The 24,880-nt window shown below is 70.3% G+C and carries 24 protein-coding genes; 12 read left to right on the top strand and 12 right to left on the bottom strand.

The genetic code is table 11. The features are described 5' to 3' along the window. Positions 1 to 44 precede the first annotated feature (44 nt). A complete protein-coding gene (gene nadA / locus ACIBH4_RS29590; protein WP_362502102.1) occupies positions 45 to 1,199 on the top strand; it encodes a quinolinate synthase NadA in 1,155 nt (384 codons plus the stop codon). A 222-nt stretch (positions 1,200 to 1,421) separates the two neighbouring features. Here the strand turns inward: nadA and ACIBH4_RS29585 are convergent, their stop codons facing one another. From ACIBH4_RS29585 to ACIBH4_RS29555, 7 genes are all read right to left on the bottom strand, one after another. Next, a complete protein-coding gene (locus ACIBH4_RS29585) occupies positions 1,422 to 2,147 on the bottom strand; it encodes an SIMPL domain-containing protein (RefSeq protein WP_362502100.1) in 726 nt (241 codons plus the stop codon). A 134-nt stretch (positions 2,148 to 2,281) separates the two neighbouring features. Beyond that, on the bottom strand, positions 2,282 to 3,034 hold the full coding sequence (locus ACIBH4_RS29580) for a maleylpyruvate isomerase family mycothiol-dependent enzyme (protein WP_362502098.1): 753 nt from the start codon (positions 3,032 to 3,034) through the stop codon (positions 2,282 to 2,284). A gap of 1 nt (position 3,035) precedes the next feature. Beyond that, entirely contained in the window at positions 3,036 to 5,552 is a 2,517-nt protein-coding gene (locus ACIBH4_RS29575) for a protein kinase (RefSeq protein WP_362502096.1), read from the bottom strand. Positions 5,553 to 5,876: 324 nt separating this feature from the next. Continuing rightward, positions 5,877 to 6,467 carry a hypothetical protein gene (locus ACIBH4_RS29570; protein WP_362502094.1) on the bottom strand — a complete coding sequence of 197 codons (591 nt, stop codon included), beginning with the start codon at positions 6,465 to 6,467 and terminating at the stop codon, positions 5,877 to 5,879. Between the two features lie 56 nt (positions 6,468 to 6,523). Next, positions 6,524 to 7,429 (bottom strand): zinc metalloprotease HtpX, encoded by a 906-nt coding sequence (gene htpX / locus ACIBH4_RS29565; protein ID WP_362502092.1) that lies wholly within the window; start codon positions 7,427 to 7,429, stop codon positions 6,524 to 6,526. A gap of 9 nt (positions 7,430 to 7,438) precedes the next feature. Further along, positions 7,439 to 7,717 (bottom strand): hypothetical protein, encoded by a 279-nt coding sequence (locus ACIBH4_RS29560; protein WP_362502090.1) that lies wholly within the window; start codon positions 7,715 to 7,717, stop codon positions 7,439 to 7,441. Continuing rightward, positions 7,714 to 8,553, bottom strand: coding sequence for a PspA/IM30 family protein (locus tag ACIBH4_RS29555; RefSeq protein WP_362502088.1), 840 nt, complete (start codon positions 8,551 to 8,553; stop codon positions 7,714 to 7,716). Before ACIBH4_RS29555 ends, ACIBH4_RS29560 begins: the two co-directional genes overlap by 4 nt. A gap of 148 nt (positions 8,554 to 8,701) precedes the next feature. Here ACIBH4_RS29555 and ACIBH4_RS29550 point away from each other — a divergent pair, with 148 nt between their 5' ends. Beyond that, the gene (locus tag ACIBH4_RS29550; protein ID WP_362502086.1) at positions 8,702 to 9,310 is read left to right on the top strand and encodes a DUF3043 domain-containing protein; all 609 of its coding nucleotides are present in this window, start codon (positions 8,702 to 8,704) and stop codon (positions 9,308 to 9,310) included. Between the two features lie 355 nt (positions 9,311 to 9,665). Beyond that, the gene (locus tag ACIBH4_RS29545) at positions 9,666 to 10,664 is read left to right on the top strand and encodes an aldo/keto reductase family protein (RefSeq protein ID WP_362502084.1); all 999 of its coding nucleotides are present in this window, start codon (positions 9,666 to 9,668) and stop codon (positions 10,662 to 10,664) included. Positions 10,665 to 10,740: 76 nt separating this feature from the next. Here the strand turns inward: ACIBH4_RS29545 and ACIBH4_RS29540 are convergent, their stop codons facing one another. Further along, on the bottom strand, positions 10,741 to 10,947 hold the full coding sequence (locus ACIBH4_RS29540; protein WP_350947453.1) for a hypothetical protein: 207 nt from the start codon (positions 10,945 to 10,947) through the stop codon (positions 10,741 to 10,743). Positions 10,948 to 11,343: 396 nt separating this feature from the next. On the opposite strand from ACIBH4_RS29540, the gene ACIBH4_RS29535 reads away from it, so the two are divergent. Together ACIBH4_RS29535 and ACIBH4_RS29530 are read left to right on the top strand one after the other, a co-directional pair. Further along, entirely contained in the window at positions 11,344 to 12,585 is a 1,242-nt protein-coding gene (locus tag ACIBH4_RS29535; RefSeq protein ID WP_362502082.1) for a bifunctional adenosylcobinamide kinase/adenosylcobinamide-phosphate guanylyltransferase, read from the top strand. A gap of 216 nt (positions 12,586 to 12,801) precedes the next feature. Continuing rightward, entirely contained in the window at positions 12,802 to 13,767 is a 966-nt protein-coding gene (locus ACIBH4_RS29530; protein ID WP_362765146.1) for an adenosylcobinamide-GDP ribazoletransferase, read from the top strand. A 132-nt stretch (positions 13,768 to 13,899) separates the two neighbouring features. Here ACIBH4_RS29530 and ACIBH4_RS29525 read toward each other — a convergent pair whose 3' ends face one another. The 3 genes from ACIBH4_RS29525 to ACIBH4_RS29515 all read right to left on the bottom strand — a co-directional run bounded on the left by ACIBH4_RS29525 (position 13,900) and on the right by ACIBH4_RS29515 (position 16,495). Continuing rightward, the gene (locus ACIBH4_RS29525; protein WP_362502078.1) at positions 13,900 to 14,823 is read right to left on the bottom strand and encodes a CPBP family intramembrane glutamic endopeptidase; all 924 of its coding nucleotides are present in this window, start codon (positions 14,821 to 14,823) and stop codon (positions 13,900 to 13,902) included. A 290-nt stretch (positions 14,824 to 15,113) separates the two neighbouring features. Beyond that, positions 15,114 to 16,151, bottom strand: coding sequence for a DUF1648 domain-containing protein (locus tag ACIBH4_RS29520; RefSeq protein WP_362502076.1), 1,038 nt, complete (start codon positions 16,149 to 16,151; stop codon positions 15,114 to 15,116). Further along, positions 16,148 to 16,495 carry a GntR family transcriptional regulator gene (locus tag ACIBH4_RS29515; protein WP_350947448.1) on the bottom strand — a complete coding sequence of 116 codons (348 nt, stop codon included), beginning with the start codon at positions 16,493 to 16,495 and terminating at the stop codon, positions 16,148 to 16,150. Before ACIBH4_RS29515 ends, ACIBH4_RS29520 begins: the two co-directional genes overlap by 4 nt. 90 nt (positions 16,496 to 16,585) lie before the next feature. On the opposite strand from ACIBH4_RS29515, the gene ACIBH4_RS29510 reads away from it, so the two are divergent. Continuing rightward, complete coding sequence (locus ACIBH4_RS29510) at positions 16,586 to 18,142, top strand: leucyl aminopeptidase (protein ID WP_362765149.1); 1,557 nt, start codon at positions 16,586 to 16,588, stop codon at positions 18,140 to 18,142. A 66-nt stretch (positions 18,143 to 18,208) separates the two neighbouring features. Here ACIBH4_RS29510 and ACIBH4_RS29505 read toward each other — a convergent pair whose 3' ends face one another. After that, positions 18,209 to 18,340 carry a hypothetical protein gene (locus ACIBH4_RS29505; RefSeq protein ID WP_362502071.1) on the bottom strand — a complete coding sequence of 44 codons (132 nt, stop codon included), beginning with the start codon at positions 18,338 to 18,340 and terminating at the stop codon, positions 18,209 to 18,211. Positions 18,341 to 18,351: 11 nt separating this feature from the next. Here ACIBH4_RS29505 and lpdA point away from each other — a divergent pair, with 11 nt between their 5' ends. The 6 genes from lpdA (at position 18,352) to lipA (ending at position 24,845) form a co-directional block, all read left to right on the top strand. Beyond that, positions 18,352 to 19,731, top strand: coding sequence for a dihydrolipoyl dehydrogenase (gene lpdA, locus ACIBH4_RS29500; RefSeq protein WP_362502069.1), 1,380 nt, complete (start codon positions 18,352 to 18,354; stop codon positions 19,729 to 19,731). A 37-nt stretch (positions 19,732 to 19,768) separates the two neighbouring features. Next, positions 19,769 to 21,241, top strand: a complete 1,473-nt coding sequence (gene sucB, locus ACIBH4_RS29495) for a 2-oxoglutarate dehydrogenase, E2 component, dihydrolipoamide succinyltransferase (protein ID WP_362502067.1) — start codon at positions 19,769 to 19,771, stop codon at positions 21,239 to 21,241. 154 nt (positions 21,242 to 21,395) lie between these two features. Next, positions 21,396 to 22,292, top strand: coding sequence for a TIGR01777 family oxidoreductase (locus tag ACIBH4_RS29490; RefSeq protein ID WP_362765152.1), 897 nt, complete (start codon positions 21,396 to 21,398; stop codon positions 22,290 to 22,292). Positions 22,293 to 22,341: 49 nt separating this feature from the next. Next, positions 22,342 to 23,079 carry a peptidase E gene (locus ACIBH4_RS29485; protein ID WP_362502062.1) on the top strand — a complete coding sequence of 246 codons (738 nt, stop codon included), beginning with the start codon at positions 22,342 to 22,344 and terminating at the stop codon, positions 23,077 to 23,079. Positions 23,080 to 23,107: 28 nt separating this feature from the next. Further along, positions 23,108 to 23,785, top strand: a complete 678-nt coding sequence (gene lipB / locus ACIBH4_RS29480; RefSeq protein ID WP_362502060.1) for a lipoyl(octanoyl) transferase LipB — start codon at positions 23,108 to 23,110, stop codon at positions 23,783 to 23,785. 130 nt (positions 23,786 to 23,915) lie between these two features. Further along, positions 23,916 to 24,845 (top strand): lipoyl synthase, encoded by a 930-nt coding sequence (lipA, locus tag ACIBH4_RS29475; RefSeq protein WP_362502058.1) that lies wholly within the window; start codon positions 23,916 to 23,918, stop codon positions 24,843 to 24,845. The last annotated feature ends 35 nt before the right edge of the window (positions 24,846 to 24,880 follow it).

Below are 24,880 nucleotides of genomic sequence, written 5' to 3'. Positions count from 1 at the left end.
TGTGTCATCATTAGTCGTCACTTAGACGATAAGGGGGTGTGGCCGTGACGACCACCGAGACCGGGCTTCCGCTCTTCGTCCTCGGCAGGGGGATCGACCCGCACAGCGAGCGCGGCGTCGACTGTCCCGGCGAGCTGCCGTCCGCTTCCGATCCGGCGCTCGTCGAGCGCGCCAGGAGGGCGAAGGCGGCACTCGGCGACAGGGTCTTCGTGCTGGGCCACCACTACCAGCGCGACGAGGTCATCCAGTTCGCCGACGTGACGGGCGACTCGTTCAAACTCGCGAAGGAGGCCGCGGCCCGGCCCGACGCCGAGTACATCGTCTTCTGCGGTGTGCACTTCATGGCCGAATCCGCCGACATCCTCACGTCGGACTCCCAGAAGGTCGTCCTGCCCGACCTCGCGGCGGGATGCTCGATGGCCGACATGGCCACCTTCGACCAGGTCGAGGAGTGCTGGGAGGCCCTGGAGGACGCGGGGATCGCCGGAATCACCGTCCCCGTCACCTACATGAACTCCAGCGCCGACATCAAGGCGTTCTGCGGGCGCAACGGCGGTGCCGTGTGCACCTCCTCCAACGCCAGGCGCGCCCTGGAGTGGGCCTTCTCACGCGGGGAGAAGGTGCTCTTCCTCCCCGACCAGCACCTGGGCCGCAACACCGCGGTGCTGGAGATGGGCCTGTCGCTGGAGGACTGCGTCGTCTACAACCCGCACCGGCCGAACGGCGGCCTCACCGCCGAGCAGCTCGGGAACGCCAAGATGATCCTGTGGAAGGGGCACTGCTCGGTGCACGGCCGCTTCAGCCCCGAGTGCGTGGACGACGTCCGCGCCCGCATCCCCGGCGTCAACGTGCTGGTCCACCCCGAATGCAGGCACGAGGTCGTCACCAAGGCCGACCACGTCGGTTCGACCGAGTACATCATCAAGAAGATCGAGGAGGCTCCGGCCGGATCCTCCTGGGCGGTGGGCACCGAGCTGAACCTGGTCAAGCGGCTCGGCGCCATGTTCCCCGACAAGAACGTGACGTTCCTGGACCGGACGGTCTGCTACTGCTCGACGATGAACCGGATCGACCTTCCACACCTGGTGTGGGCGCTGGAGTCGCTCGCCTCCGGCCAGGTCGTCAACCAGATCACCGTGGACGCCGACACCACCCACTGGGCCGGGGTCGCCCTGGACCGGATGCTGGCCCTGCCCTGACCTCGTGGCGAGGCCCCGGCCGGGGAAGGTCTCACGATCTCTGATCCTGCCGGGCTTGAGGGTCCCTGCGGCTCCACCCTGACCTCAGGGACCTCAGGGACCTCAGGGACCTCAGGGACCTCAAGATGGACGGGCCCCGGCGGGTGGTGACCCGCCGGGGCCCGTCGCGTGCCGGGGACCTGTCGCGTACCCGGGGTCGGGGGAGCACCGCGTGAGCGGGGCCTATTCGAGCTCGTAGACCACCCTGACGCTGACGGAGACGTTCTTGCGGCCGGGGCTGATCGACGACCTGTCGACGGCCGCGGCGAAACCGACGAACGGCGTCGGCGGGGTGACGTTCTGCTCGGTGATCTCCATGACGCGGCCGAGCCCGCGGCCCGCGAGCCTGGCGTACTGCGTGGCACGGCTCTTCGCGTCCCTGAACGCGATGTCGCGCGCCAGCCTGAGCGGCACACGGTTGTCGGACACCTCGAAGGTGACGCCGTCGAACCGGACCGCCTCTCCGGCGGCGGCCGCCGCGTCCACCACGTCGTCCGCCTTGTCGAGGTCGCGTACCACGGCCTCGACGCCCTGCGTGGCCCGGTATCCGGAGATCGTGGGGTAGTCCTTGTACTCGGGGGCGAGGGTGAGCTCGTCGGTCCGCAGGTCCTTCGGCGCGACCCCGGCCGCGAGCAGCGCATGCGTCAGGTCGGCGGCGGCGGCACGGGCCGCGGTGAAAGCCTCACCGGGGGTGGGACGGCGCACCTCGACGCCGGTGTCCAGTCGCATGATGTCGGGGGTGGTGGACACGCTGCCCTCTCCCACGACCGTGATCTGAGGGCGGCTCCCCTCCACGGTCATTACGGAGGAACCGGAGTCCGCGAGCGCGGCGCCGCCGGACAGACCGGCGAAGCACAGTCCCGTGGTGACGAGCACCGCCGAGGTGATCGCCTGAGACATCTTGATCATGAAGTCATGACACCACGGGACCGTGATCACGGCGGCGAGCCCCGTGCGCTCCCTGTCGTGTCTTGGCCGAACCTCGGACGGCTGTTTTGCCTTCCCCCTCCAGATCGGGGACCTGCCCGGGAAACCGGGTGAGCCTAGATCCGGGCGAGCCCTCGCCACCAGCCCAGCAGCCCGCCGTCCCCCTCGATCGCGTAGTCGTCGGGGCTGCGGCGTCCCCACACGACCTGGAGCAGGTCGGCCGACGTGGCGGCGAGCACGGTCACGGTGCCCGGTTGCAGGGACCGGTGGTAGTGGAAGCGGTCGGGGTCGAGAGTGATCACCCACCCGGCTCCGGTGTCGGCCTGCAGCGAGATCGTCTCACCACCGCCCCTGATCTCGGCCACGTCCGGGTTCCACTTCACATGCGGCAGGACGTCGAGAAACTCCTCGACCCCGTCGGCCGCCACGTGCTCGTCGATCGCGATTGGGACGCCCAGCGCGAGCTCGGCGTCCACCCGGTGCACCAGGGTCTCGTGCAGCATCCGCCTCGACCAGAACCGCACCCGCCTCTCCCCTCCCCAGGACCACATCGGCGCCTGTGGATCCCGCGACAGCAGCGCCTCGGGCAGGAAGGAGGCGCCCTCGCCGAGCCAGGCGGCATATCCGGCCGGGTCGGCGGGCAGGCCCATGTCCATGCCGTCGCGGTCGTGGCGCCTCTCGGCCAGGTCCCGCACCATGGCGGCCACCCACCGATGCACGCCTCCGGTGTGGGCGGTGAGCCTCGCCAGATCCCAGCCTGGACAGGTGAGCACGGAAACGGACAGGTCACGTCCGCGCAGGACGTCGGCCATCCGGGTGATCTCCGCGGCGGCGGCCGCGGTGTGCTCGGCGTGGGTCCACTCCCTCATGTCAGCCCTCTCGCGTGAAGCGCATGAACTGCTTCTCGTACTCCTTGGCGTCGGTGCTGGTGGCCAGCACCCGCTGCGCCTTCCCCTTGAAGTCGAACACCACCGCCTCGTAGCCGGAGCCCTTGCGCCGCCAGCCCGCGATGTGCTCGTCGTCGTACCAGCCGATGAGCCGTTCCGTCTCGAACGGGATCCTGACCTTCGCGGGTGCGTCGGAGCCGGTGGACCAGACGCAGATCTCCTTCTTGCTCTCCTTGCAGTACGTCAGCAGGGAGGAGCCGGACGGCGAGATGTCGTCGCCCTCGACCGTGATCGGGGTGCCCACGTCCAGCAGGGTCTGCAGCACGGTGCCCTGGGTGTCGTAGAAGCGGATGCGCTGGGTCTTGCCGGTGAGCGCCCAGGTGCCGACGGCCCGGCCGTCGCCCCTCCAGAAATAACTCCACGTGCCGGCGTCCTTCTCCTTCACGCGGACGACCCTCGCCTTCTTCGTGGCGACGTCGATGATCGCGAAGCCGTACTCCTTGCTGGTGTCGCCGGCCGCCTCGTAGAGGGTGACCAGACCGCGCTTGCCGTCCGGTGACCACTGCGGCAACGTCGGGTAGACCGGCGCCTTGGTGACCCTGATCCTAGTCGCCGCACCGGATCGATGGTCGATGACCGAGACGACCGCGTAACTGTCCGTGTCATAGACCCGGTCGGTGCCCAGCGCCTGGGTGCCCTCGGCGTTGACCGTGTACTGGAAGTACTTGCCGTTCTTGACGAACCGTTCGGTGCCCTGTTGACGAACGTAGAGGGTCTTGTCCCACTCCAGGCTGTAGGAGCTCAGCTTGATCGGGTCCTGCGTGCTCTCGTGAAGGGTGATCGAGCTGCCGGGCAGCTTGATCGTGCTCGTGTCCTGCGGCACCGTCGGGACGGTGGGGGTGGGCGTGGGGGTGCTCACGCCCCTCGTGCTGCCCGCCTGCGCACCCCCCGGCGTCTCCTTGGTGCCGCGCGTCGCCAGTACGACGCCCCCGGCCACGAGCGCGGTGACCAGCACGCCCCCCACGATCGCCGGCCACATCTTGCGCCCGCGCCGCGCGGGGGCCGACTGCCCCGGGTACGTCGGCGCCCCGGGGTTCTGGTACCGGGGACCCGCGGAGGAGGGGAAGGTCGCGGGAGCACCGTAGGACTGGGGTCCGGGATGTCCCGGATATCCGGGCTGCGGATGCCCGGGGCCCTGCGGGGGGTAGCCGCCCGCGTAGCCGTCGCCGGGGTACCCGCCGGGGAAGTGCCGCGTGGGCGGCTCCTGCTGCGGGTAACCGTGCGGCCCGGACTGCTGGGCGTGGCCGCGCGGGTCCGACTGCTGAGGATGCTGAGAATACGGAACCTGACCGCGCGGATCGGACTGCTGGGGATTCGGGACATGACCGTGCGGATTCGACTGCTGGAGGTGCGGGACATGACCGGCGGGGCCGCCCTGCGGACCCCCCATCGGGTAGCCCACGCCGGGCCCGCTCTGCTGGGGATAAGGCTGTGGCCCCGAGTGCTGCCACTGCTCCCCCTCGCCCTGCGGACGCCGCTGCCCGTACGCGGTGTGCTCAGGATCGTTCCCGCCCGGATGTCCACCGGGGCCGGTCCGCTGCGCCGCGGCGGCCGAGCCCTCGGCGAGGATGCCGCGCGGCGCGGTGGGCAGTGCGGCACCGGTCGCGCCGCCCGTGTCGCCGGGGCCACCCGCGTGGCCGAGCAGCCTCAGCAGCGCCTCACCCGCGGTGGGGCGCTGGGTGGGGTCCTTGGACAGGCACTGCCCGACCAGGTCGCGCAGCGCCGGATCGGCGATCGCTCCCAGCTCCGGCTCCATGTTCATGATCCGGTTGAAGATCGCCGGAAGGCTGTCCGTGCCGAACGGCGGCTGCCCGGTGGCCGCGAAGACCATCGTGCAGCCCCACGCGAACATGTCGGCGGGCGAGCCCGCGTTCTCCCCCGCCAGCTGCTCGGGGGTCATGTACGAGGGGGTTCCGATCGCCATCGCGGTCAGCGTGGAGGTCCGGTCGAGCGCCTTGGCGATGCCGAAGTCGATCACTCGGGGGCCGTCGGAGGCGAGCAGCACGTTGGAAGGCTTGAAGTCGCGGTGCACGATCCCCGCCTGGTGGATCGCGACGAGCGCGGTGACCGTGCCGATCGCCAGGCGGTGCAGGCCCGCGCCCTCGCGAGGCCCCTCGCCGGTCACGACCGCGTCGAGCGTCGGGCCGTCGATGTACTCGCTGACGATGTACGGGCGATGCTCGTCGACACCCGTCTCGATCACCGCGGCGGTGCAGAAGGGCGCGACACGCTGGGTCGTGCTGACCTCGCGGACGAAGCGTTCCATCGCCTCCTCGTCCTGCGTGAGATCCGCGCGGAGCAACTTGACCGCGACACGCGCTCCCGTCGGGGAAACGCCCAGGTAGACCGTTCCCTGGCCTCCCTCGCCGAGCCGGGCGGTGAGCCGATACTCCCGCACCCGCTCGGGATCCCCGGGCCGCAGGGACACGAGGTCCGCCATGGTCACACCCTTCTCCCGTGATGATTTCCGGTCCCATTGTGAGGGCAAAGGGTCACAGGACGTACATCAAACCGCAAGCCGGACGGGCGGTGTGGCACGCTCCATGCGTCTCACCGGTCACACGGCAGGGCCTTGCGGGAAAGGGGTTCGCGGGAGAACCTCCAGGAGGCAGGGCGCACCTCGCCGGGTCGCACGAGCACGGCGCCGGGGGGCGAACGTCTCGGAGGCCGGGCACACTTCACCGCGCCACGCGGGCACGTCACCGGGGGCGGCGAACTCTCCAGGCCAGGCGCACCTCGCGGGCACGTCGTGGCGGGCCTTTCATCAGAGGCCGGGCGCGCCCCAGAGGGGGAACCAGCGGCCGAGATCGGGCTCGATCTCCAGCTCGCCGCCGATCGCGCCGCGTACCTGCAGCTCCAGGGCATTGTCCCTGCGCTGCGTCTGCCCCGTCCCATGCTCGGCGGGCAGAGGGGCGAACGGGTAGAAGGTGCCCTGCTTGTAGAGGTAGACCAGGGCGAGCCCGCGACCGTCGGGGTCGGTGAAGGAGATGAGCGAGCAGAGCAGGGAGGGGCCGAAACCCGCCGCCTCAAGGGAGGAGTTGACCGCGTGCAGGTCCGTGACCAGATCACCCAGCATGTCGGGACTACGGCGCACCAGCAGCCACGTGTAGCCGAAGGAGTCCTTCGAGATCTCCACCGGGGGGCCGCCTCCGGCGTTCAGCAGCTGGGTGATGTCGCGCTCCAGCTCGGCGAACGCCCCACCCTCGGCCGAGCGGAAGCAGACCGCCCCCACGCCCGTCGGTGCCAGGCCGGTGGCGGCCTGCAGAGTCACCGCGGCCGAGGGCAGCGCGAACAGCGCGTCCAGGTCGGCCTTGGCCGGTTCGCTGCGCCCCATCAGCACGTTCCACCAGCGCATCGATCACTCCTTCGTCTCGTCCCTCCGCGGCCCGGCGCGCCTGTCCGCGCGTCCGGTCATCCACCCTGCCCGAGCTGGGTGGAGATCCTGTTGAGCTGGTCCAGGCGCTGGTTCAGCGGCGGGTGGGTCGCGAAGAGGGCGGACAGGCCCGCCTTGCCGGACAGGGCCGGCGCGAAGAAGAAGGCGTTGAACGGCTCGGCCTCGCGCAGATCCCTCGTCGGGATGCGGGCCATCTCACCGCTGATCTTGACGAGGGCGCTGGCCAGGGCGGAGGGACGCTGGGTGAGCAGCGCTCCCGCGCGGTCGGCGGCCAGTTCGCGGTAGCGCGACAGGGCGCGGGTGAGCAGGAAGCTGACCGCGTACACCAGAGCCGAGACGAGCAGGATGATGAGGCCGATCGGCAGGCCGCCCCTGTCGTCGCGCCCGCGTCCGCCCAGGCCGCTGTAGAGCGCGACCCTGGTCATGAGCCCGGCGACGATGCCGAGGAAGGACGCGATCGTCATGACCGCGACATCGCGGTGGGCCACGTGGGACATCTCGTGGGCCAGCACGCCCTCCAGCTCGCCCCTGTCGACGCGCCGCAGCAACCCCGTGGTCACGCAGACCACGGAGTTCTTCTGGTTGCGGCCGGTGGCGAACGCGTTCGGGACGTCCGAGTCGGCGATCGCCACCCGCGGCTTGGGCATGTCGGCGAGAGCGCACAATCTGTCGATCATGCCGTGCAACTCGGGAGCCTCCTGCGGGGAGACGACACGCCCGTGCATCGCGAACAGCGCGATGCGATCGGACATGAAGTACTGCACGAGCAGGATGCCACCGGCGATCACGAGCACCACGACGGCCCGGACGCCCAACGCGATCAACACGGCCACGAAGGTCACGTAGAGCAGCCCGAGCAGGAACATGGTGATCACCATGCGCCTTGTCAGGCCCCGGTCCGGGGCAAACCGGGTTTTTGCCATATCCCCAATCTAACCGGGGATCAGTCCTTCGTTGCCGAGCATCTCCCGCACTTCGTCCATGGACGCGTCGGCGGGAGGCAAAATCAGCTCCGAGGACTCCAGGCTGTCGTCGGGCAGAGCCTTGCCGACGTGACGGACCTTGTCGAGCAGGGCGTGCAGCCGCACCCGGAAGGTCTCCTCCTCGCCGGCCTCGATGGCGGCCTCCAGCTCGGCGTCCAGCGCGTTCAGCACGTCGAGGTCGGCGGGGGCGATGTCGATCTGCCCCTCCCCCATGATGCGGACGATCACAGGCCCTCCCCCGGCTGGCGCAGCTGCTGAGTCTGGTTGGACTGCGGCTGCTGTTGTGGCTGCTGGTGCTGCTGGGGCTGAGGCTGCTGCTGGTGCTGAGCCGGTCCGGGCGTGATCGCGCCCTGCGGCGCGGGGCCCTGACCCAGCTCGGCCTTCATCCGGGCGATCTCCAGCTCCACGTCGTTCCCGCCGCCCATGCGGTCGAGCTCGGCCTGGATGTCGTCGCCGCGCTGTCCGCTGAAGTCGTCGAGCGCGCCGCTGGCCAGCAGCTCGTCGATGGCACCCGCGCGGGCCTGCATGGAGGCGGTCTTGTCCTCGGCGCGCTGGATCGCCAGGCCCACGTCGCCCATCTCCTCGGAGATGCCGGAGAAGGCCTCGTTGATCCGCGTCTGCGCCTCGGCGGCGGTGTAGGTCGCCTTGATCGTCTCCTTCCTCGTACGGAAGGAGTCGACCTTGGCCTGCAGCCTGTGGGAGGCCGTGGTGAGCTTCTCCTCCTCGGCCTGCAGGTTGTCGTGCTGCACGCGGAGGTCGGCGATCTGGGTCTGCAGGCTGCCGCGACGGGTCAACGCCTCACGGGCCAGGTCCTCACGGCCGACCCCGAGCGCTTTACGGCCCTGCTCCTCAAGCTTGCGCGACTGCGCCTCGATCTGGTTGATCTGGAGCTCCACGCGCTTGCGCGAGGTGGCGACGTCCGCCACACCCCGGCGCACCTTCTGCAACAGCTCCAGCTGTCGCTGATATGAGTAGTCCAGGGTTTCGCGAGGATCCTCCATCTTGTCCAACGCGTTGTTCGCCTTGGACCTGAAGATCAGCGAAAGTCTCTTCATCACGCTCATGCGCGTCGGCCGTCCCCTTCTTCAAGTGCGCTTCGGGTCACCCCAAGTGATTCCAGCCCCACCGAAAAGCACCGGAGCCACCGTAGGGTTCACCCTACGCATAACGCGCGGGGGCGTCACTAAGTTGCAGTCCCGGTAGGCTGACGTTGTGTTCCGACGTACCCAGACCACCGCGGACGACTCCCCCGCCTCCGCTAACGATCCTAAGCCTGCGGGCAAGGGGCGTCCCACACCCAAGCGACGGGACGCCGAAGGCCGTCGCCGGCAGCCGGTGAACGCCCCTCAAAACCGCAAAGAGGCCTACAAGAACCTCCGCGAGCGTCAGGCCAACGAACGCGTCAAGGCGCGCGAGGGCATGTTGCGCGGCGACGAGCGCTACTTCCCCGCCCGCGACAAGGGACCCGTCAGGAAGTTCGCGCGCGACTGGGTCGACTCCCGTCGTCTCGTCAGCCAGTATTTCCTGCCGTTCTCCCTTCTCATCCTGCTGCTCACCTGGATCCCGTTCCCCCTTGAGGTCCGTGGTTACATCTACGCCGCGGTGATCACGGTCGGCTGGCCGCTCATGATGGTCACCGTGCTGCTCACCTCGATCTGGGTGGCCTGGAAGGTGAAGAACCTCGCCGCCGAGAAGTTCCCCAACGAGAACCTCAAGGGCGTCGGCTTCTACGCCGCCATGCGCGCGCTGCAGATCCGCAAGCTGCGCTTCCCGCCGCCCGCCGTGCTGCCCGGCGGCAAGCCCGTCCCGCCGAAGAACTGACGGCGGAGCCCGACCCGAGGAGCACCGCGGCCGAGCGCGTCCGTCCCCGAGCCCCGTCCCCTCCATGGAGGGGACGGGGCTCTTCGCATCCCTCCCGCCAGAAGGGCCTCCCCGGCCTCCCGCAAAAAGGGCCTCCCCGGACGATTCCGCCCTCCTGGTTCCAGCCGGGTGACCTCGTCCAGCGGCTCTTCCGGCGTCCGTCTCCGCTCACCGCCACAGGCGGGCGACCGCCACGACGGCCGCCGGCGCCGCGACGGCGAGCGCGAGCCGTACCTTCCGAACAGTGATCAACCGCAACACGTCCGGCGAGGTATCCCGGGTCATCGCGAAGCATGGCGCCTACTAATCTCGAACCATGGAATTCCGCCACCTTGGCCGCAGCGGTCTCATGGTCAGCGAGATCAGCTACGGCAACTGGATCACACACGGTTCCCAGGTAGAGGAGGACGCCGCCAAGCAGTGCGTGCAGGCAGCACTCGACGAGGGGATCACCACCTTCGACACCGCCGACGTGTACGCGGGCACCAAGGCGGAGGAGGTGCTCGGCCGCGCCCTCTCCGGAGTCCGCCGCGAGTCCCTGGAGATCTTCACCAAGGTCTACTGGCCGACCGGACCCGGCCCCAACGACCGAGGGCTCTCACGCAAGCACATCACCGAGTCGCTGCACGGCTCGCTGCGCCGCCTGCAGACCGACTACGTCGACCTGTACCAGGCGCACCGCTTCGACAACGAGACACCGCTTGAGGAGACCCTCAAGACCTTCGACGATCTCGTACGCCAGGGCAAGGTCCTCTACGTCGGCGTCAGCGAGTGGACCGCCGACCAGATCGGCCGGGCGCTGAAGATCGCCGACGAGATGGGCTTCGACCGCCTGGTCTCCAACCAGCCCCAGTACTCCATGCTGTGGCGGGTCATCGAGACCGAGATCGTGCCGCTGAGCGAGAAGGAGGGCGTCGGCCAGGTCGTCTTCTCCCCCATCGCCCAGGGCGTGCTCACCGGCAAGTACCGGCCGGGGCAGCCGCCCCCCGCCGGTTCGCGTGCCACCGACCCCACCGGGGGCAACTTCATCGCCCGGATGCTCAACGACGACGTGCTCACCCGCGTCCAGCAGCTGGAGCCGATCGCCGCCGACCTCGGCCTGACCATGGCCCAGCTCGCGGTCGCCTGGGTGCTGCAGAACCCCAACGTGGCCTCGGCCATCGTGGGGGCCAGCAGGCCCGAGCAGGTCCGCGACAACGTCAAGGCCTCCGGGGTCAAGCTGGAGTCCGAGGTGCTGAAGAAGATCGACGACATCCTTGGCCCGGTCGTCGAGCGCGACCCCGCCAAGACCGTGAGCCCCGAGCGTCGCCCCTAGCGGCAAAAAACCCTTCGGCCCTCGTTCTTCGTCGAGGAGCCGAAGGGTTTCCGTTCACCCGGGTCATTCAGGGCGCTCATTCAGGGCGCAGCGACATTCCCTCGTACTCGACACGTTCGCCTTCGATCAGGGTGACTCTCTCGACCCCGGCCTCCAGCAGCTCACGCCAGCTTTCACCCAGCCACGACTCGGCGTCCGCCTGGCTCGGGAACGTGTCGGAGGGCGAAACGCCTTCGACCACCTCGCCACCATTCGCGTCTTCGTAACGCCAGCGCCACGTCATGCCACAGCTCCTTCTCGCAGGTCCTGCCGGTGCCCCTCGGCGGCCTCAGCGAACCCTACCTCTCCCGGGCACTCCCGGGCATGAAGGCGAGATCTTGATTTCCTCCCCACGGCCGAAGGTGGGAGTTTCCGGCTGAAAGCAGGACTCAAGGTCCAGGACACCGGAGTGTTCACCTGTCGGCGGCCGCCACCGGGAACCTGCCGGATGGCTTACTCCCACAACCGATGAGGAACACGATGACCGCACTGCACCGCCGGGACGTCCCCCACCTCCCCGTACGATGGCCGCGCTTCACCGCCGGACCTCCCCCACCTCCCTGTACGCCACCCGCCTCCTCCCGGAGGCGGGTGGCCCGCAGTTTCTCGACCAGCCTTTCGACACGACAGGAGACCGGATGTGAAGGTTCTGATCTCCGGCACGGCGGGCGCCGGCGGGTGGCCGTCCCCGGACTGCGGGTGTGCCTCCTGCGCCCGTGTCACACCGGGTCGTCGCGCCACCTCCGTGTTGCTCGACGTCTCGGTGGCAGTGGGTGGCCCCCTGCCTTTCTGCGGCTCCCCTTCGCCCGACGCCCCGGCAGCGCCCGACACTTCGACGGTCTCCGGCGGCCCGGCCGCACTCGGCGGTTCGACGACCCCCGACGACCCGATGACGTCCAACCGTTCGATGCCGCCCAACGGCCCCGTGCGGCTGCCGCTGTCCGGCCCGCTCCCGCCCGGCTACCGCGCCTCGCCCGGCCCGGACGGCCTCACCGTCACCACCCCCGGCGGCCGGCGCGTCCTCTACGCCGCTTCCTCCCCGCCCCTCCCACCCCCGTACGGCGACTCTCCGCGCGGTGGGTCTTCAGATGACGAGCGGGGTGAGCGGACGCTGGACCTGGTGCTGCTGGACGTGCTGGACCGGCCAGAACGGCTCGGGGACCTGCGCCGGCGAGGTCTGGTCGGCGAGCGGACGCACGTGGTGGCCGTCGATGTCGACCACCGGGTGCCGACGGAGACGGAACTGACCCGGCGGGCCGCGCTGTGGGGAGTGCGCGTCGTACCGGACGGCACAGTGGTCGACACGAGCGAGCCCCCTCCCGCTCCGGCTCCCCCGCCCAGGAGAACCCTGCTGCTCGGGGGAAGCCGGTCGGGCAAGTCGGCGGAGGCCGAACTGCGGCTGGCGGCCGAGCCCGAGGTGCTCTACGTCGCGACCGGCCCGTCCGGCGACGGCGATCTCGAGTGGCTGCGCCGGGTCCGGGCACATCGCGACCGAAGGCCCGCCCACTGGCGCACCGCCGAGACCATCGGCCTGTCCGGGTTGCTGCGGTCCGCCGACACCCCACTGCTGATCGACGGGCTCGGCACCTGGGTGGCCGCGGTCTTCGACGAATGCGACGCCTGGCCGGGCGGAGCGGGCGACAACACCCCCGGCGCCATGGAGGCTGTCGCCGCCCGGTGCGACGACCTGGTGGCGGCCTGGAGGCAGACCCGCTCCCGGGTCGTCGCGGTATCCGATGAGGTCGGTCTCGGCCTGGTGCCCGACACCGCCGGCGGGCGGATGTTCCGTGACACCCTCGGCCGCCTGAACCAGCGCCTCGCCCTGGAGTCGGAGGACGTCACCCTCGTCGTCTCCGGCCGTCTCCTCCCCCTCCCCCTCTGACCCATCATTCTTAGCGAGGGGACTGCCAGGTTTACCTGGCAGGTGAATCGCTTCCCTGTTACCGTTCCTGTGTTTGAAACGGTCAGGGCTTGGCCGTCGCCTACCTCGACCGAGGAAAGCGAGAAGCCGCTCCCTTCAGGGAGCGGAGGAGTCACCAAGAACGGTGAACGGATGCGGGCACCGCGCCAGGAGCCGCAAGAACTACGATCGTCGGTCATGTCCCAGCCCTCGCCCCCGCCCGAGGACGGCCCGTCCGGCTTCACCGACGGAGTGCGTCTCGCGATCGGAACTCTGAGCGTGTTCCCGGTTCGTCCCGGGGTGGTCGACCGCCGGGCAGGGGGGATCGCGATGGCGGTGGCCCCTCTGGTGGGAGCGGTGATCGGGGCCTGCGGCGGGATGACGCTGGTGATCTCCGTGGGGCTGGGGGTGACGCCGCTTCCGGCGTCGGTGCTGGCCGTGGCGGCCGTCGCGCTGTTCACCAGGGGTCTGCACCTGGACGGGCTGGCCGACCTCGCCGACGGGCTGGGCAGCGCCAAGCCCGCCGAGCGGGCGCTGGAGATCATGAAGCGGTCGGACATCGGTCCCTTCGGCGTGGTGACGCTGATTCTCGTCCTGCTGGTCCAGGTGGCGGCCCTGCAGGAGGCCGTCACCTATGCCGGAGCGGGCGCGGGCGCGATCATCCTGGTCGCGGCCTGCACCGCCGGACGGCTCGCCCTCACCTGGGCCTGCCGTCGGGGCATCCCTCCGGCACGCCCCGACGGACTCGGCACGATGGTCGCGGGCACCGTGCGGCGGAGCGTCGCGGTGATCGTGACCGCGCTGATGCTCGTGGGAACGACGGCGCTGGTCTATCTCCACGGCATCGGCGCCTTCAGCCCGTGGACTTCCGGCTCCCCGTCCGGGTCCTCCGGCGAATTCGGCTATTTCGCCTACATGGACACCACCTACATGGAAACCGGCGACCTGACGGGCATCACCGATGTGATTCCCGTGACGGGCCTGGGGCCGTTCCTCGCCCCCTGGGGACTCCCCCTCGCCATGCTCGTGGGGCTGCTGGCGGCCTGGGCCGTACGGCGCAGGGCCGTACGGCGGCTCGGTGGCGTCACCGGCGACGTGCTCGGTGCCCTCGTCGAGATCGCCACCGCGACGACCCTGCTGGCCTGCACGATCCTCACGAACTGACCGCCTTTTTTGCCTTCTACCAGGACCGAAGCGCGCGACCTCTCTCGCCCCGTCCACTGGATGCCGGCCGAGCGGAGCCCGTCCAGCGGATGCCGGCCGAACGAGGAGGGCGAGAGGGCACTCGCCCGGCTCTCACGCGGCGACGGTGGCCGGGGCCGATCGCTCGACCGGACGGTACTTGAACAGCAGTGCCGAGACCACGGCCAGCAACACCGAGCCGACCAGACCCGTGATCCCCGCGAAGACGAACACCGGCGGGTCTGCCGCGTCACCGAGGATTATCGCCAGGCCCGCGGAGGCGTTCAGTGACCCGTGCCCGACGACCGCGGGCCAGACGCTTCCCGAATAGAGGCGGAGCCAGCTGAGCAGGGCTCCGAAGCCCACGCAGAAGATGATGAACATCGGTGCGGCCCACGCCCCCAGCTCGGGATAGTTGTATCCGCGCAGGGTGAGCGGGAAGTGCCAGAGCCCCCAGATCACTCCGGACACCAGCAGGGCCCGCCAGGTGCCGAGCGGCATCAGGCGCGGCAGCAGCCACCCCCGCCACCCCCACTCCTCACCGAAGGCCGCGATCGAGTTGATCACTGGGGCGACCAGCACCATCGACACGATCTGCGCGATCACCAGGACTCCGACCTCCACCGGGGGCGGCCCGCCCGGCGCGGCCGCCAGGCTCTGGCGGAACAGGCTGAACTCCCGCAGGTCGACGGAGAGCAGGCCGAAGGCGACGCTGAGCGCGGTCGCGACGACGACCAGCACGGGTACGCCGAACCAGGCGAGTGCGACCAGTGCGAGCATGCGGCCCCGGCTCCCGCCCGCCGACAGGCCGGTTCGCACGGCCCACTCACGCCTGGTGGTGGCGTCTCCGAGCCGCCTGTCGCGCAGCCGGACGGCGAGGACTCCGAGCGTCGGGGTGAACATCATCGCCACCCCCATCGCCATGAACACGGGCATGCTGGTCGAGGCGTCCGCCAGCCAGATGGGGAGGGCGAACAACCAGGACAGGCCGAACGCGACGAGCAGGAACAACCACAGGTCAGGGGCTCGGCGAAGCATGACACCACCTTCGGGGGCTTGGACGCGGGGGGACGGGAGGAGCGGAAAGCAGCGGAGACGACCGCAGGAGTAGGGCCGGGACGCCGCGGGGAGCGGGGAGCGGGGACAGGAACGTGTGGAGGACGAGACGGGGTGGATGGACGGGCGGAGAGCGGAACAGCGGGCGAAGTCCGGAAGACAGGACGTCGAGGGACGGAGATCAAAGGGGGGCGGAGAGGGCCGGAGCCGGGGAAAGTCGGAGTCGGGGAAAGTCGGGGAAGGCAGGAGAAGGCAGGACGGAGGACAGGAGGTCAGCGGGCGGACGGCTCGGTGGCCGCCCGGTCCACGAGGGTGTTCAGCAGGGCGGCCCCGCTCGCCGCGTCGTCGATCGAGACGGCGAAGCGGCCACCGGAGACGTAACCCACCATGAGGCACTCCCCGCCGCGGATCATGACCGTCACGGCCCCGGGCAGGCCCCTGATGCCCCAGCCTCCGACGTCGGACGGGAACAGCTGCTCCGACCAGGCCCGCTCCACCCGCTCGATCGGGATGTGCTTGCGGGGCAGGCGGAGCGGCCCGTAGAAGAGCACGACACCCTCCTCGGTGATCTGCACCCGCACCGAGCTGAAGGTCAGTGCCAGCAGGCCCGCCAGGAACGTGATCGTCGCGGGGGTCCACAGCGCGCTGTCGCCGCCGATCAGGGCGAGCACGGCGAGCCCTCCTCCCACGGCCAGCACGGAGCCGCCGAGCGCGACGAGAGGGCCGCTGCTCACCGAGGAGACCCACACCGCGCGCTGGCCGGGGCGGAGCGGGACCCGCCGGGTGGGGACGGCGGACGACTCGGGACGCTCGTCGGGCCCCGGGCGGGCGGCGAGGGCACCGAGCCAGCCGCCCAGCACCAGCCCCGCGACCGCGAGCAGCGCGCCCCACCCCAGGTCGTCGGCCTGCCTCCAGTGGGGGGCGTCGAGGTTGGCCATCAGCGTGACGACCTGCAACCCCGGGAAGAACAGGCCGACGCCTCCCAGCACGGCGCCGAGCGCCATGCGGCTCGTCCTGCGTCTGAACATCGCGGTGTTGACGAACGCGAACCCCAGCGCGCCGCCCGCGAGCAGCGTCCACAGGCCCACCTGGAACAGCAACGACGCGAGGAACGGCATCGAGTTGTCGGGCGCGCCGGACGGCCCCCAGTGGGTGGCGACCGGATCGGGCAGCCGATCCCGCAGCGCCAACGGCGCCGCGATCAGCGCGACGGTTACCAGCCCGAACCAGCAGGTGGCGATGGACAGGAATCGGGCTCGCAGACCCACGTCGGTCCCCTCTTCGAAGGACCGGGCACCCGGCCCGGTCATGACAGTTCCCTGATGAGCTCGATGACGTCGTCGTGGCGGTAGCCGTACTGGACGGCCTCGTCGAGCAGGGAGCGCAGCTTCTCCTCGATGACGCTGCGCGGATTCGGCCGGCTGAGCACGGTCACGCCGCGGCCCCGGCGGAACTCCAGCACCCCCTCGTCGCGCAGGTCCCTCAGGGCGCGCAGCACCGTGTTGGCGTTGATGCCCAACGCGGCGGCCAGGTCGCGAGCCGGCGGGAGCCGGTCTCCCGGAGCGTACGATCCCTCGGCGACGGCGCGCCTGATCGCCTCGGCGACCTGCTCGTGCAGGGGCCGGGGATCGTTGAGATCCAAGGTGAGTAACATGATGCTAGCGACATTAGCACCAATACGCCCGATGATGCCACCCCGAATAGCACCATCGAAGACCACGATTCGTAGGATGAACCCTCGTTTATGCGTACTGCCCCAGCCCGACTAGCATCGGCATACGTGACCACTGTGCGGCTTACCCCAACTGACAACGCTGTCTCGTTCGCCACCGACGCGTTGGTCGTCGGCGTCCACACCGGACCTGACGGCCTGCTCCCGGCTCCCGGGGCCGAAGGCCTCGACCAGGCGCTCGGTGGCAGACTCGCCGCCACGCTGGAGAGCGTGGGCGCCAAGGGTAAGCCGGGCGAGATCTCCAAGATCCCCACCTTCGGCGCGCTGACCGCGCCCCTGCTGGTCGTCGTCGGCCTGGGCGAGGCCCCCGAGGTCCCCCACGACGGTTCCGGCGACGGCTACGACGCCGAGGTCCTGCGCCGCGCCGCGGGCACCGCGGTCCGCGCCCTGGCCGGCACCGGCCGGGTGGCGCTCGCCCTGCCCGCCGCGAGCGCCGAGCACGCCGGCGCCGTCGCCCTGGGCGGCCTTCTCGGCGCCTACTCCTTCACCAAGTACCGCACCAGCTCAGAGCAGGTCTCCCCGGTGTCGGAGCTGGCCGTGCTCACCGACGCCGAGGGCGCCCAGGCCGCGATCGAGCGCGCCGGCACCCTGGCCGAGTCGGTCTCCCTCGTCCGCGACCTGGTCAACACCCCGCCGTCGGACCTGTGGCCGGCCCGCTTCTCCGAGATCGCCGAGCGGGTGGGCTCCGAGGCCGGCCTGTCGGTGGAGGTCCTGGACGAAAAAGCGCTCAAGGAGGGCGGTTACGGCGGCATCGTCGCCGTCGGCCAGGGGTCGGCCAACCCTCCCCGGCTGGTCCGCCTCTCCTACAGCCACCCCGAGGCCGGCAAGAAACTCGCGTACGTCGGCAAGGGCATCACCTTCGACTCGGGTGGCCTGTCGCTCAAGCCGACGACCTCGATGGACTGGATGAAGTCGGACATGAGCGGCGCGGGCGCGGTCCTCGGCGCCCTCCTCGCGATCGCGAGGCTGGGCCTGAAGGTGAACGCGGTCGGCTACCTCTGCCTGGCCGAGAACATGCCGAGCGGCACCGCGCAGCGCCCCTCCGACGTGTTCACCAGCTTCGCGGGCAAGACCGTCGAGGTGCTCGACACCGACGCCGAGGGCCGTCTGGTCCTCATCGACGGCATCGCCCGCGCCGGGCAGGACGACCCCGATGTGATCGTCGACGTCGCCACGCTCACCGGCGCGCAGATCGTCGCGCTGGGCTGGCGGACGGCGGGCGTGATGGGCAACGACGACGACCTGCGCGCGGAGATCGTCGCGACGGCGGGCGAGCAGGGCGAGGCCGCGTGGCCCATGCCCCTGCCCGACGAGCTGCGCAAGGGTCTCGACTCCCCGGTGGCCGACATCGCCAACCTGCACCCCGAGCGTTTCGGCGGGATGCTGACAGCCGCCATCTTCCTGCGGGAATTCGTGCCCGACGGGGTCCGTTGGGCACATATCGACATGGCCGGCCCCTCCTTCAACAAGGGCGAGGCCCACGGCTACACGCCGAAGGGCGGCACCGGGGCGATCACCCGGACCCTCGTCGGCCTGGCCGAGCGTTACGCGGGCGAGCCTTCGCGCTGACCGTCGGCCCCGCGCGGGCGGGGTCACAAGCAACTCTGGACAAATGAAAAGATGCGGTTGCCGGGGTCAGGCCGAGGGCGGGCACCGGTGCGGCGCCGAGCCGGGTCCGGTGGCGGCGTGGATGCGATCGAGGATCCACGCGGCCGCCCAGGGCACGACGAGGGGTGCGACCGTGAAGACGGTATTACGATCCGACAAGGAGCTTTCCTGTGGCTGATGGCAGCGGCCCCTACGACATCGTCGTCCTAGGTGGCGGTAGCGGCGGGTATGCCTGCGCTCTGCGGGCCGCCGAGCTGGGCAAGACGGTCGCGCTGATCGAGAAGGACAAGATCGGCGGTACGTGCCTGCATCGCGGGTGCATCCCCACCAAGGCGCTTCTGCACTCCGCGGAGGTCGCCGACGAGACTCGCGAAAGCGCGACCTACGGCGTCAAGGCCCGCTTCGAGGGCATCGACGTGCCCGCGGTCCACGCGTTCAAGGACAAGATCGTCACGCGCGCCTGGAAGGGCGTGCAGGGCCTTCTCAAGAGCAAGGGCATCACGATCATCGAAGGTGAGGGCCGTCTCGCGGGCCCGAACCGGGTGGCGGTGGGCTCCGAGGTCTACGAGGGCCGCAACATCGTGCTGGCGACCGGCTCCGCGCCCAGGTCCCTCCCGGGCCTGGAGATCGACGGCGAGCGGATCATCACCAGCGAGCACGCGCTCAAGCTCGACCGGGTGCCCACCTCGGTGGTCGTCCTGGGCGGCGGCGTCATCGGCGTGGAGTTCGCCAGCGTCTGGCGCTCCTTCGGCGCCGAGGTGACGATCGTCGAGGGACTGCCGCACCTGCTGCCCCTGGAGGAGGAGTCCAGCTCCAAGCTGCTGGAGCGCTCTTTCCGCCGCCGCGGCATCAAGCAGGAGCTGGGCGTCTTCTTCGAGGGCGTCAAGACCACCGACACCGGCGTGGTCGTCAGCCTGGCCAACGGCAAGACCCTCGACGCCGAGCTGCTGCTGGTCGCGGTCGGCCGCGGCGCGGTCTCCGCGGGCTTGGGCTTCGAGGAGGCGGGCATCGCGATCGAGCGCGGCACCGTCACGGTGAACGAGTTCTGCCAGACCAGCGTGCCGGGCGTGTACGCGGTCGGCGACCTCATCCCGACCCTTCAGCTCGCGCACGCGGGCTTCGCCGAGGGCATCCTGGTGGCCGAGCACATCGCCGGTCTGAACCCCGTGCCGATCGACTACGACGGCGTCCCCCGGATCACCTACTCCGACCCCGAGGTCGCCTCGGTGGGCATCACCTCCGCCCAGGCCAGGGAGCGCGGCCACGAGATCGTCGAGATGACCTACGACCTCGCGGGCAACCCCAAGAGCCAGATCCTGCAGACGCAGGGCGCGGTCAAGATCATCGCGGAGAAGGACGGCCCGGTGCTCGGCGTGCACATGGTCGGCCGCCGCATCGGCGAGCTGGTGACCGAGGGACAGCTGATCTACAACTGGGAGGCCCTGCCCTCCGAGGTCGCGCAGCTCGTCCACGCGCACCCCACCCAGTCCGAGGCCGTCGGCGAGGCGATGCTGGCGCTCGCCGGCAAGCCGCTCCACGTCCACAACTAACGCAAGCCCTCACTCGGAACGCGAGAGAAGACAACCTATGCCGAAGTCCGTACAGATGCCCCAGCTCGGTGAGAGCGTCACGGAGGGCACCGTCACCCGCTGGCTGAAGAAGGAGGGCGAGCGCGTCGAGGCCGACGAGCCCCTTCTCGAAGTCTCCACCGACAAGGTCGACACCGAGATCCCGTCCCCGGCCGCGGGCATCCTCACGAAGATCGTGGTGGCCGAGGACGAGACCGTCGAGGTCGGCGCCGAGCTCGCCGTCATCGACGAGAACGGCACCGAGGGCGCGGCCCCCGCGCAGGAGAAGGCCCCCGAGCCCGAGCCCGAGCCTGAGCCCGCCCCGCAGCAGCAGGCGCAGCCGGCCTCCTCGATCCCGCAGCCCGCTCCGCAGCAGCAGGCCCCCGCACAGGCACAGCAGGCCCCGGCTCCGCAGCAGCAGGCCCCGCAGCAGGCTCCCCAGACCGCCCAGCCCTCCCAGGCCGCGCCTCCGTCCCCGATGGCGGTGTCCGAGCCCGTCGCGCAGCCGTCGGGCGACAGCCCGTACGTCACCCCGCTGGTGCGCAAGCTCGCCGGCGAGCACGGCGTCGACCTCGACTCGCTCACCGGCACCGGTGTCGGCGGGCGCATCCGCAAGCAGGACGTCCTGGAGGCGGCCCGCGAGCAGCGCGAGCGTGCCAGCGCGGCCCAGGCCCAGCAGCAGGCCCAGCCGCAGACCTCCGCCCCGCAGGCCGCCGCCCAGCCGTCCGCGCCGCAGGCCCCCGAGCCGGTCGCGGTGGACACCACGCTGCGCGGGCGCACCGAGAAGATGTCGCGGCTTCGCCAGACCATCGCCAAGCGCATGGTCGAGTCGCTGCAGGTCTCGGCCCAGCTCACCAGCGTGGTCGAGGTCGACGTCACCAAGATCGCGCGGCTGCGTGAGCAGGCGAAGGCCGAGTTCCAGCGGCGCGAGGGCGTCAAACTCACCTTCACGCCGTTCTTCGCCCTCGCCACGATCGAGGCGCTCAAGCAGCACCCCAAGCTGAACGCCACGATCAACAGCGAGACCAACGAGGTCACGTACTTCGACACCGAGCACCTCGGTTTCGCGACGGACACCGAGCGCGGCCTGCTCGTCCCGGTGATCAAGGACGCCGGCGACCTCAACATCGCCGGGCTCGCCCGCAAGATCGCCGACCTCGCCGAGCGCACCCGCACCAACAAGGTGAGCCCGGACGAGATCACCGGCGGCACGTTCACGCTGACCAACACCGGCAGCCGTGGCGCGCTGTTCGACACGCCGATCCTCAACCAGCCGCAGGTCGGCATGCTGGGCACCGGTGCCGTCGTCAAGCGTCCCGTGGTGCTGGACACCCCCGACGGCGAGGTCATCGCCGTCCGCTCGATGATGTACCTGGCGCTCAGCTACGACCACCGCCTGGTCGACGGCGCCGACGCCGCCCGCTTCCTGACGACGATCAAGCGTCGTCTCGAGGACGGCCGTTTCGAGAACCAGCTGGGCCTGCACGGCTAGCCGTCCGTTCTCTCCTTCCGGGCCGGTCCGCGACCTCGCGGGCCGGCCCGGCTCGTTCTCCCCGGCGGCGGACCGGCCGAGAGGCGGGGCGACGCGAATCCGGTGGGCGCCCGGTTTCCGAAGCTCCAGGGGGAGGTCGATTACATTGGACGACATGACGATCATCGTGACCGGGTCCTCCGGGCTGCTGGGAACGGCTCTGGTCGAGGCTCTGCGGGACGACGGCGCCCGGGTGGTCCGTCTGGTCAGGCGAGTGCCGGAAGGCGATGACGAGGCTTTCTGGAACCCCGCGAAGGGGGTCGTCGACCAGGCCGCGCTGGAGGGCGCGGAGGCGGTGATCCACCTCGCGGGGGCGGGCATCGGCGACCGGCGCTGGAGCGAGGACCACAAGCGTGAGCTGACCCGCAGCCGGGTCGAGGGGACCAGGACCCTGGCGGGCGCGCTCGCCGGTCTGGGGGCGAAGCCCGCGGCGCTGCTGTCCGGCTCGGCGATCGGCTTCTACGGCGACACCGGGGACGTGGCCGTGGACGAGACGGCGTCCGCGGGCGAGGGGTTCCTCGCCCAGGAGGTCGTGGTGCCGTGGGAGGCGGAGACGGCGCCCGCCGAGGAGGCGGGCATCCGGGTGGTGAGACTCCGTACCGGCCTGGTGCTGAGCGGCCGGGGTGGCATGCTGTCGCAGATCCTTCCCGTCTTCAGGATGGGGCTGGGCGCCCCGCTGGGATCGGGGCGGCAGTACTGGTCGTGGATCTCCATCGACGACTGGGTCCTCGCCGTACAACACATCCTGAAAAATCCTGGGATCTCGGGGCCGGTGAACGTGACGGCACCCGAGCCGGTCACCAACGCCGAGTTCACCAAGGCTCTCGGCACGGCCCTCCACCGGCCCACGATGCCGCTCGCCGTGCCGGGGTTCGTGCTGCGCGCGGCCATCGGGGAGTTCGCCGAGGAAGGGGTGCTGACCGGTCAGCGGGTGCTCCCGCGGCGCCTGCTGGAGAGCGGCTACGCGTTCCGGCATACGCGTCTCGACGAGGCACTCGCCGCCGTAATCTGAAATCCCCGTTTTCAGCGTTCCGGTCGATGAAACCACTTGGGAGACAGACATGGGCAGCCCCGGGCAGTCGCACATCCTCGCGATCGGAGGCGGCTCGTTCCGCCTCTCCACGCGCCAGGGGACCATGGAGGCGAGCCCACTGCTCAGATACGCCCTCGACCTCACCGGCCAGGACCGGCCCCGCCTGGGCCTGCTCGCCACCGCCACCGGCGACGACGCGGAGTGGCTGCTGCGGATGTACGGCGCGTTCGGCGCGTGGGACACCGAGGTGAGCCACCTGAGCGTGTTCCCGATGCCCAACGTCGAGGACCCGCGCGAGTGGATGCTCAGCCAGGACATCATCTACGTCAGCGGCGGCAGCGTGGCCAACCTGGCGGCCCTGTGGCGGTTGCACGGCCTCGACGAGATCTTCGAGGAGGCGTGGCGGGCGGGCGTGGTCCTCGCGGGCCAGAGCGCCGGGGCGCTCTGCTGGCACGTGGGCGGCAACACCGACTCCTTCGGGCCGACACTGCGGGTGTGGTCCGACGGGCTGGGCATGCTGCCCTACTCCTGCGGAGTCCACTACAACTCGGAACCGCAGCGCCGGCGGCTGCTGCACGAGGCGGTGGCCTCCGGCGAGCTGCCCGAGGGCTACGCGGCCGACGAGGGCGTCGCCCTGCACTACGTGGGCACCGAGTTCATCCAGGCCGTCAGCGTCCATCCGGACGCCTACGCCTACAAGGTGGAGCACGACGGGGCGGGTGGAGCCAAGGAGTTCCGCATCGAGCCTCGGCTTCTCACGTCTTAACCACGGGCGGGTCAACTACTCTTGAGGCGTGAGTGACCTGGCAGTCGTCCGTCTTGGCGTTGACTTTCCCTACGAGCAGGCGTGGGAGCTTCAGCGGCGCATCCACGCGCGCCGGGTGGCCGAGGAGATCCCCGACACCTGCCTGATGCTCGAACACGCGCCGGTCTACACGGCGGGCAAACGCACCGCGCCGCACGAGAGGCCCTCCGACGGCACCCCTGTCGTCGAGGTCGACCGGGGTGGGCGGATCACCTGGCACGGTCCCGGTCAGCTGGTCGGCTACCCGATCGTCAAACTCGGTGGCTCCCTCGACGTGAACGCCTACGTGAGGCTCCTGGAGGAGACCCTGGTGCACATCTGCGCCGACTTCGGGGTCCAGGCGGGCCGGGTGGAGGGGCGCGGCGGCGTCTGGGTGGCCGGCGACCCCTCGCACGGCCTGCCGGACAGGAAGGTCGGGGCGATCGGCATCCGGGTCTCCGGCGGCGTCACGATGCACGGATTCGCACTCAACTGCTCCAACGACCCGAGCTGGTACAACCGGATCGTCCCGTGCGGCATCAGCGACGCCGGGGTCTCCTCGCTGTCGGCCGAGACCGGCCGCCGGATCGTGGTCGACGAGGTCCTGCCGTACGCCGAGAAGCACCTGGCGGAGGCGCTCGGCGCGCAGGCCTTCGAGCTTTTCGAGGAAGACCTCTTCCGGCGCTGATCCGGGCGCCGCGCCCCGGGGCCGCCGCAGCTTACGGCGGGACATAAGCTGGTGAGGTGAGCGAGCGTGACGACATTTACAGCACCTCGATATGCACCACCTCGGTCCCTCGACCGACGAAGGAGCTCGCATGACCGTCGCCCCCGACGGGCGGAAACTCCTCCGCCTTGAGGTCCGCAACGCCGAGACCCCCATCGAGAAGAAGCCCGACTGGATCAAGACCAAGTTCAGGACGGGCCCGAACCACACCGAGCTTCGGGAGCTGGTCAAACGCGAAGGGCTGCACACGGTCTGTCAGGAGGCCGGGTGTCCCAACATCTCCGAGTGCTGGGAGGACCGCGAGGCCACCTTCCTCATCGGCGGTGACCAGTGCACCCGGCGGTGTGACTTCTGCCAGATCGACACCGGCAAGCCCAAGGCGTACGACACCGACGAGCCGCGCCGTGTGGCCGACTCGGTGCGGCAGATGGGGCTCAACTACGCGACCGTGACCGGTGTCGCCCGCGACGACCTGCCCGACGGCGGCGCGTGGCTGTACGCCGAGACCGCGCGGCAGATCCACGCCCTCCTGCCCGGCTGCGGCGTCGAGTTGCTCGTGCCCGACTTCAACGGCGACCAGGCCCAGCTGGAGGAGGTGTTCTCCTCCAGGCCCGAGGTGTTCGCGCACAACATCGAGACCGTGCCGCGGATCTTCAAGCGCATCCGGCCCGCGTTCCGCTACGACCGGTCCCTGGGAGTGATCACCAAGGCCCGCCAGGCCGGCCTGGTGACCAAGTCCAACCTGATCCTCGGCATGGGCGAGGAGCGCGAGGAGATCGTCCAGGCCATGCGCGACCTGCACGAGGCCGGGTGCGACCTGCTCACCGTGACCCAGTACCTGCGGCCCACCCCGCGCCACCACCCCGTCGAGCGCTGGGTGAAGCCCGAGGAGTTCGTGGAGCTCCAGAAGGAGGCGGAGGCGATCGGGTTCGCAGGGGTCCTCTCCGGGCCGCTGGTCCGCTCCTCCTACCGGGCGGGGCGCCTGTACAAGCAGGCCGTCGAGGCTCGCCAGCACGCCTGAGCCCTCTTCGGGCGGCTCGTGAAACCGGAAGGACC

Source organism: Streptosporangium sp. NPDC050284, assembly GCF_044459525.1.
Taxonomy (GTDB): domain Bacteria; phylum Actinomycetota; class Actinomycetes; order Streptosporangiales; family Streptosporangiaceae; genus Streptosporangium.
The sequence above is the reverse complement of the archived record's forward strand: the minus strand, read 5'-3'. Positions and strand labels throughout refer to the sequence as shown.

Coding starts and splice junctions, on each gene's coding strand:
- ACIBH4_RS29585 (WP_362502100.1), bottom strand. CDS start 2,147: ATGATCAAGATGTCTCAGGCGATCACCTCGGCGGTGCTCGTCACCACG.
- ACIBH4_RS29580 (WP_362502098.1), bottom strand. CDS start 3,034: ATGAGGGAGTGGACCCACGCCGAGCACACCGCGGCCGCCGCCGCGGAG.
- ACIBH4_RS29575 (WP_362502096.1), bottom strand. CDS start 5,552: ATGGCGGACCTCGTGTCCCTGCGGCCCGGGGATCCCGAGCGGGTGCGG.
- ACIBH4_RS29570 (WP_362502094.1), bottom strand. CDS start 6,467: ATGCGCTGGTGGAACGTGCTGATGGGGCGCAGCGAACCGGCCAAGGCC.
- htpX (WP_362502092.1), bottom strand. CDS start 7,429: ATGGCAAAAACCCGGTTTGCCCCGGACCGGGGCCTGACAAGGCGCATG.
- ACIBH4_RS29555 (WP_362502088.1), bottom strand. CDS start 8,553: ATGAGCGTGATGAAGAGACTTTCGCTGATCTTCAGGTCCAAGGCGAAC.
- ACIBH4_RS29545 (WP_362502084.1), top strand. CDS start 9,666: ATGGAATTCCGCCACCTTGGCCGCAGCGGTCTCATGGTCAGCGAGATC.
- ACIBH4_RS29540 (WP_350947453.1), bottom strand. CDS start 10,947: ATGACGTGGCGCTGGCGTTACGAAGACGCGAATGGTGGCGAGGTGGTC.
- ACIBH4_RS29530 (WP_362765146.1), top strand. CDS start 12,802: ATGTCCCAGCCCTCGCCCCCGCCCGAGGACGGCCCGTCCGGCTTCACC.
- ACIBH4_RS29525 (WP_362502078.1), bottom strand. CDS start 14,823: ATGCTTCGCCGAGCCCCTGACCTGTGGTTGTTCCTGCTCGTCGCGTTC.
- ACIBH4_RS29520 (WP_362502076.1), bottom strand. CDS start 16,151: ATGACCGGGCCGGGTGCCCGGTCCTTCGAAGAGGGGACCGACGTGGGT.
- ACIBH4_RS29515 (WP_350947448.1), bottom strand. CDS start 16,495: ATGTTACTCACCTTGGATCTCAACGATCCCCGGCCCCTGCACGAGCAG.
- ACIBH4_RS29510 (WP_362765149.1), top strand. CDS start 16,586: ATGCGTACTGCCCCAGCCCGACTAGCATCGGCATACGTGACCACTGTG.
- sucB (WP_362502067.1), top strand. CDS start 19,769: ATGCCGAAGTCCGTACAGATGCCCCAGCTCGGTGAGAGCGTCACGGAG.
- ACIBH4_RS29490 (WP_362765152.1), top strand. CDS start 21,396: ATGACGATCATCGTGACCGGGTCCTCCGGGCTGCTGGGAACGGCTCTG.
- ACIBH4_RS29485 (WP_362502062.1), top strand. CDS start 22,342: ATGGGCAGCCCCGGGCAGTCGCACATCCTCGCGATCGGAGGCGGCTCG.
- lipA (WP_362502058.1), top strand. CDS start 23,916: ATGACCGTCGCCCCCGACGGGCGGAAACTCCTCCGCCTTGAGGTCCGC.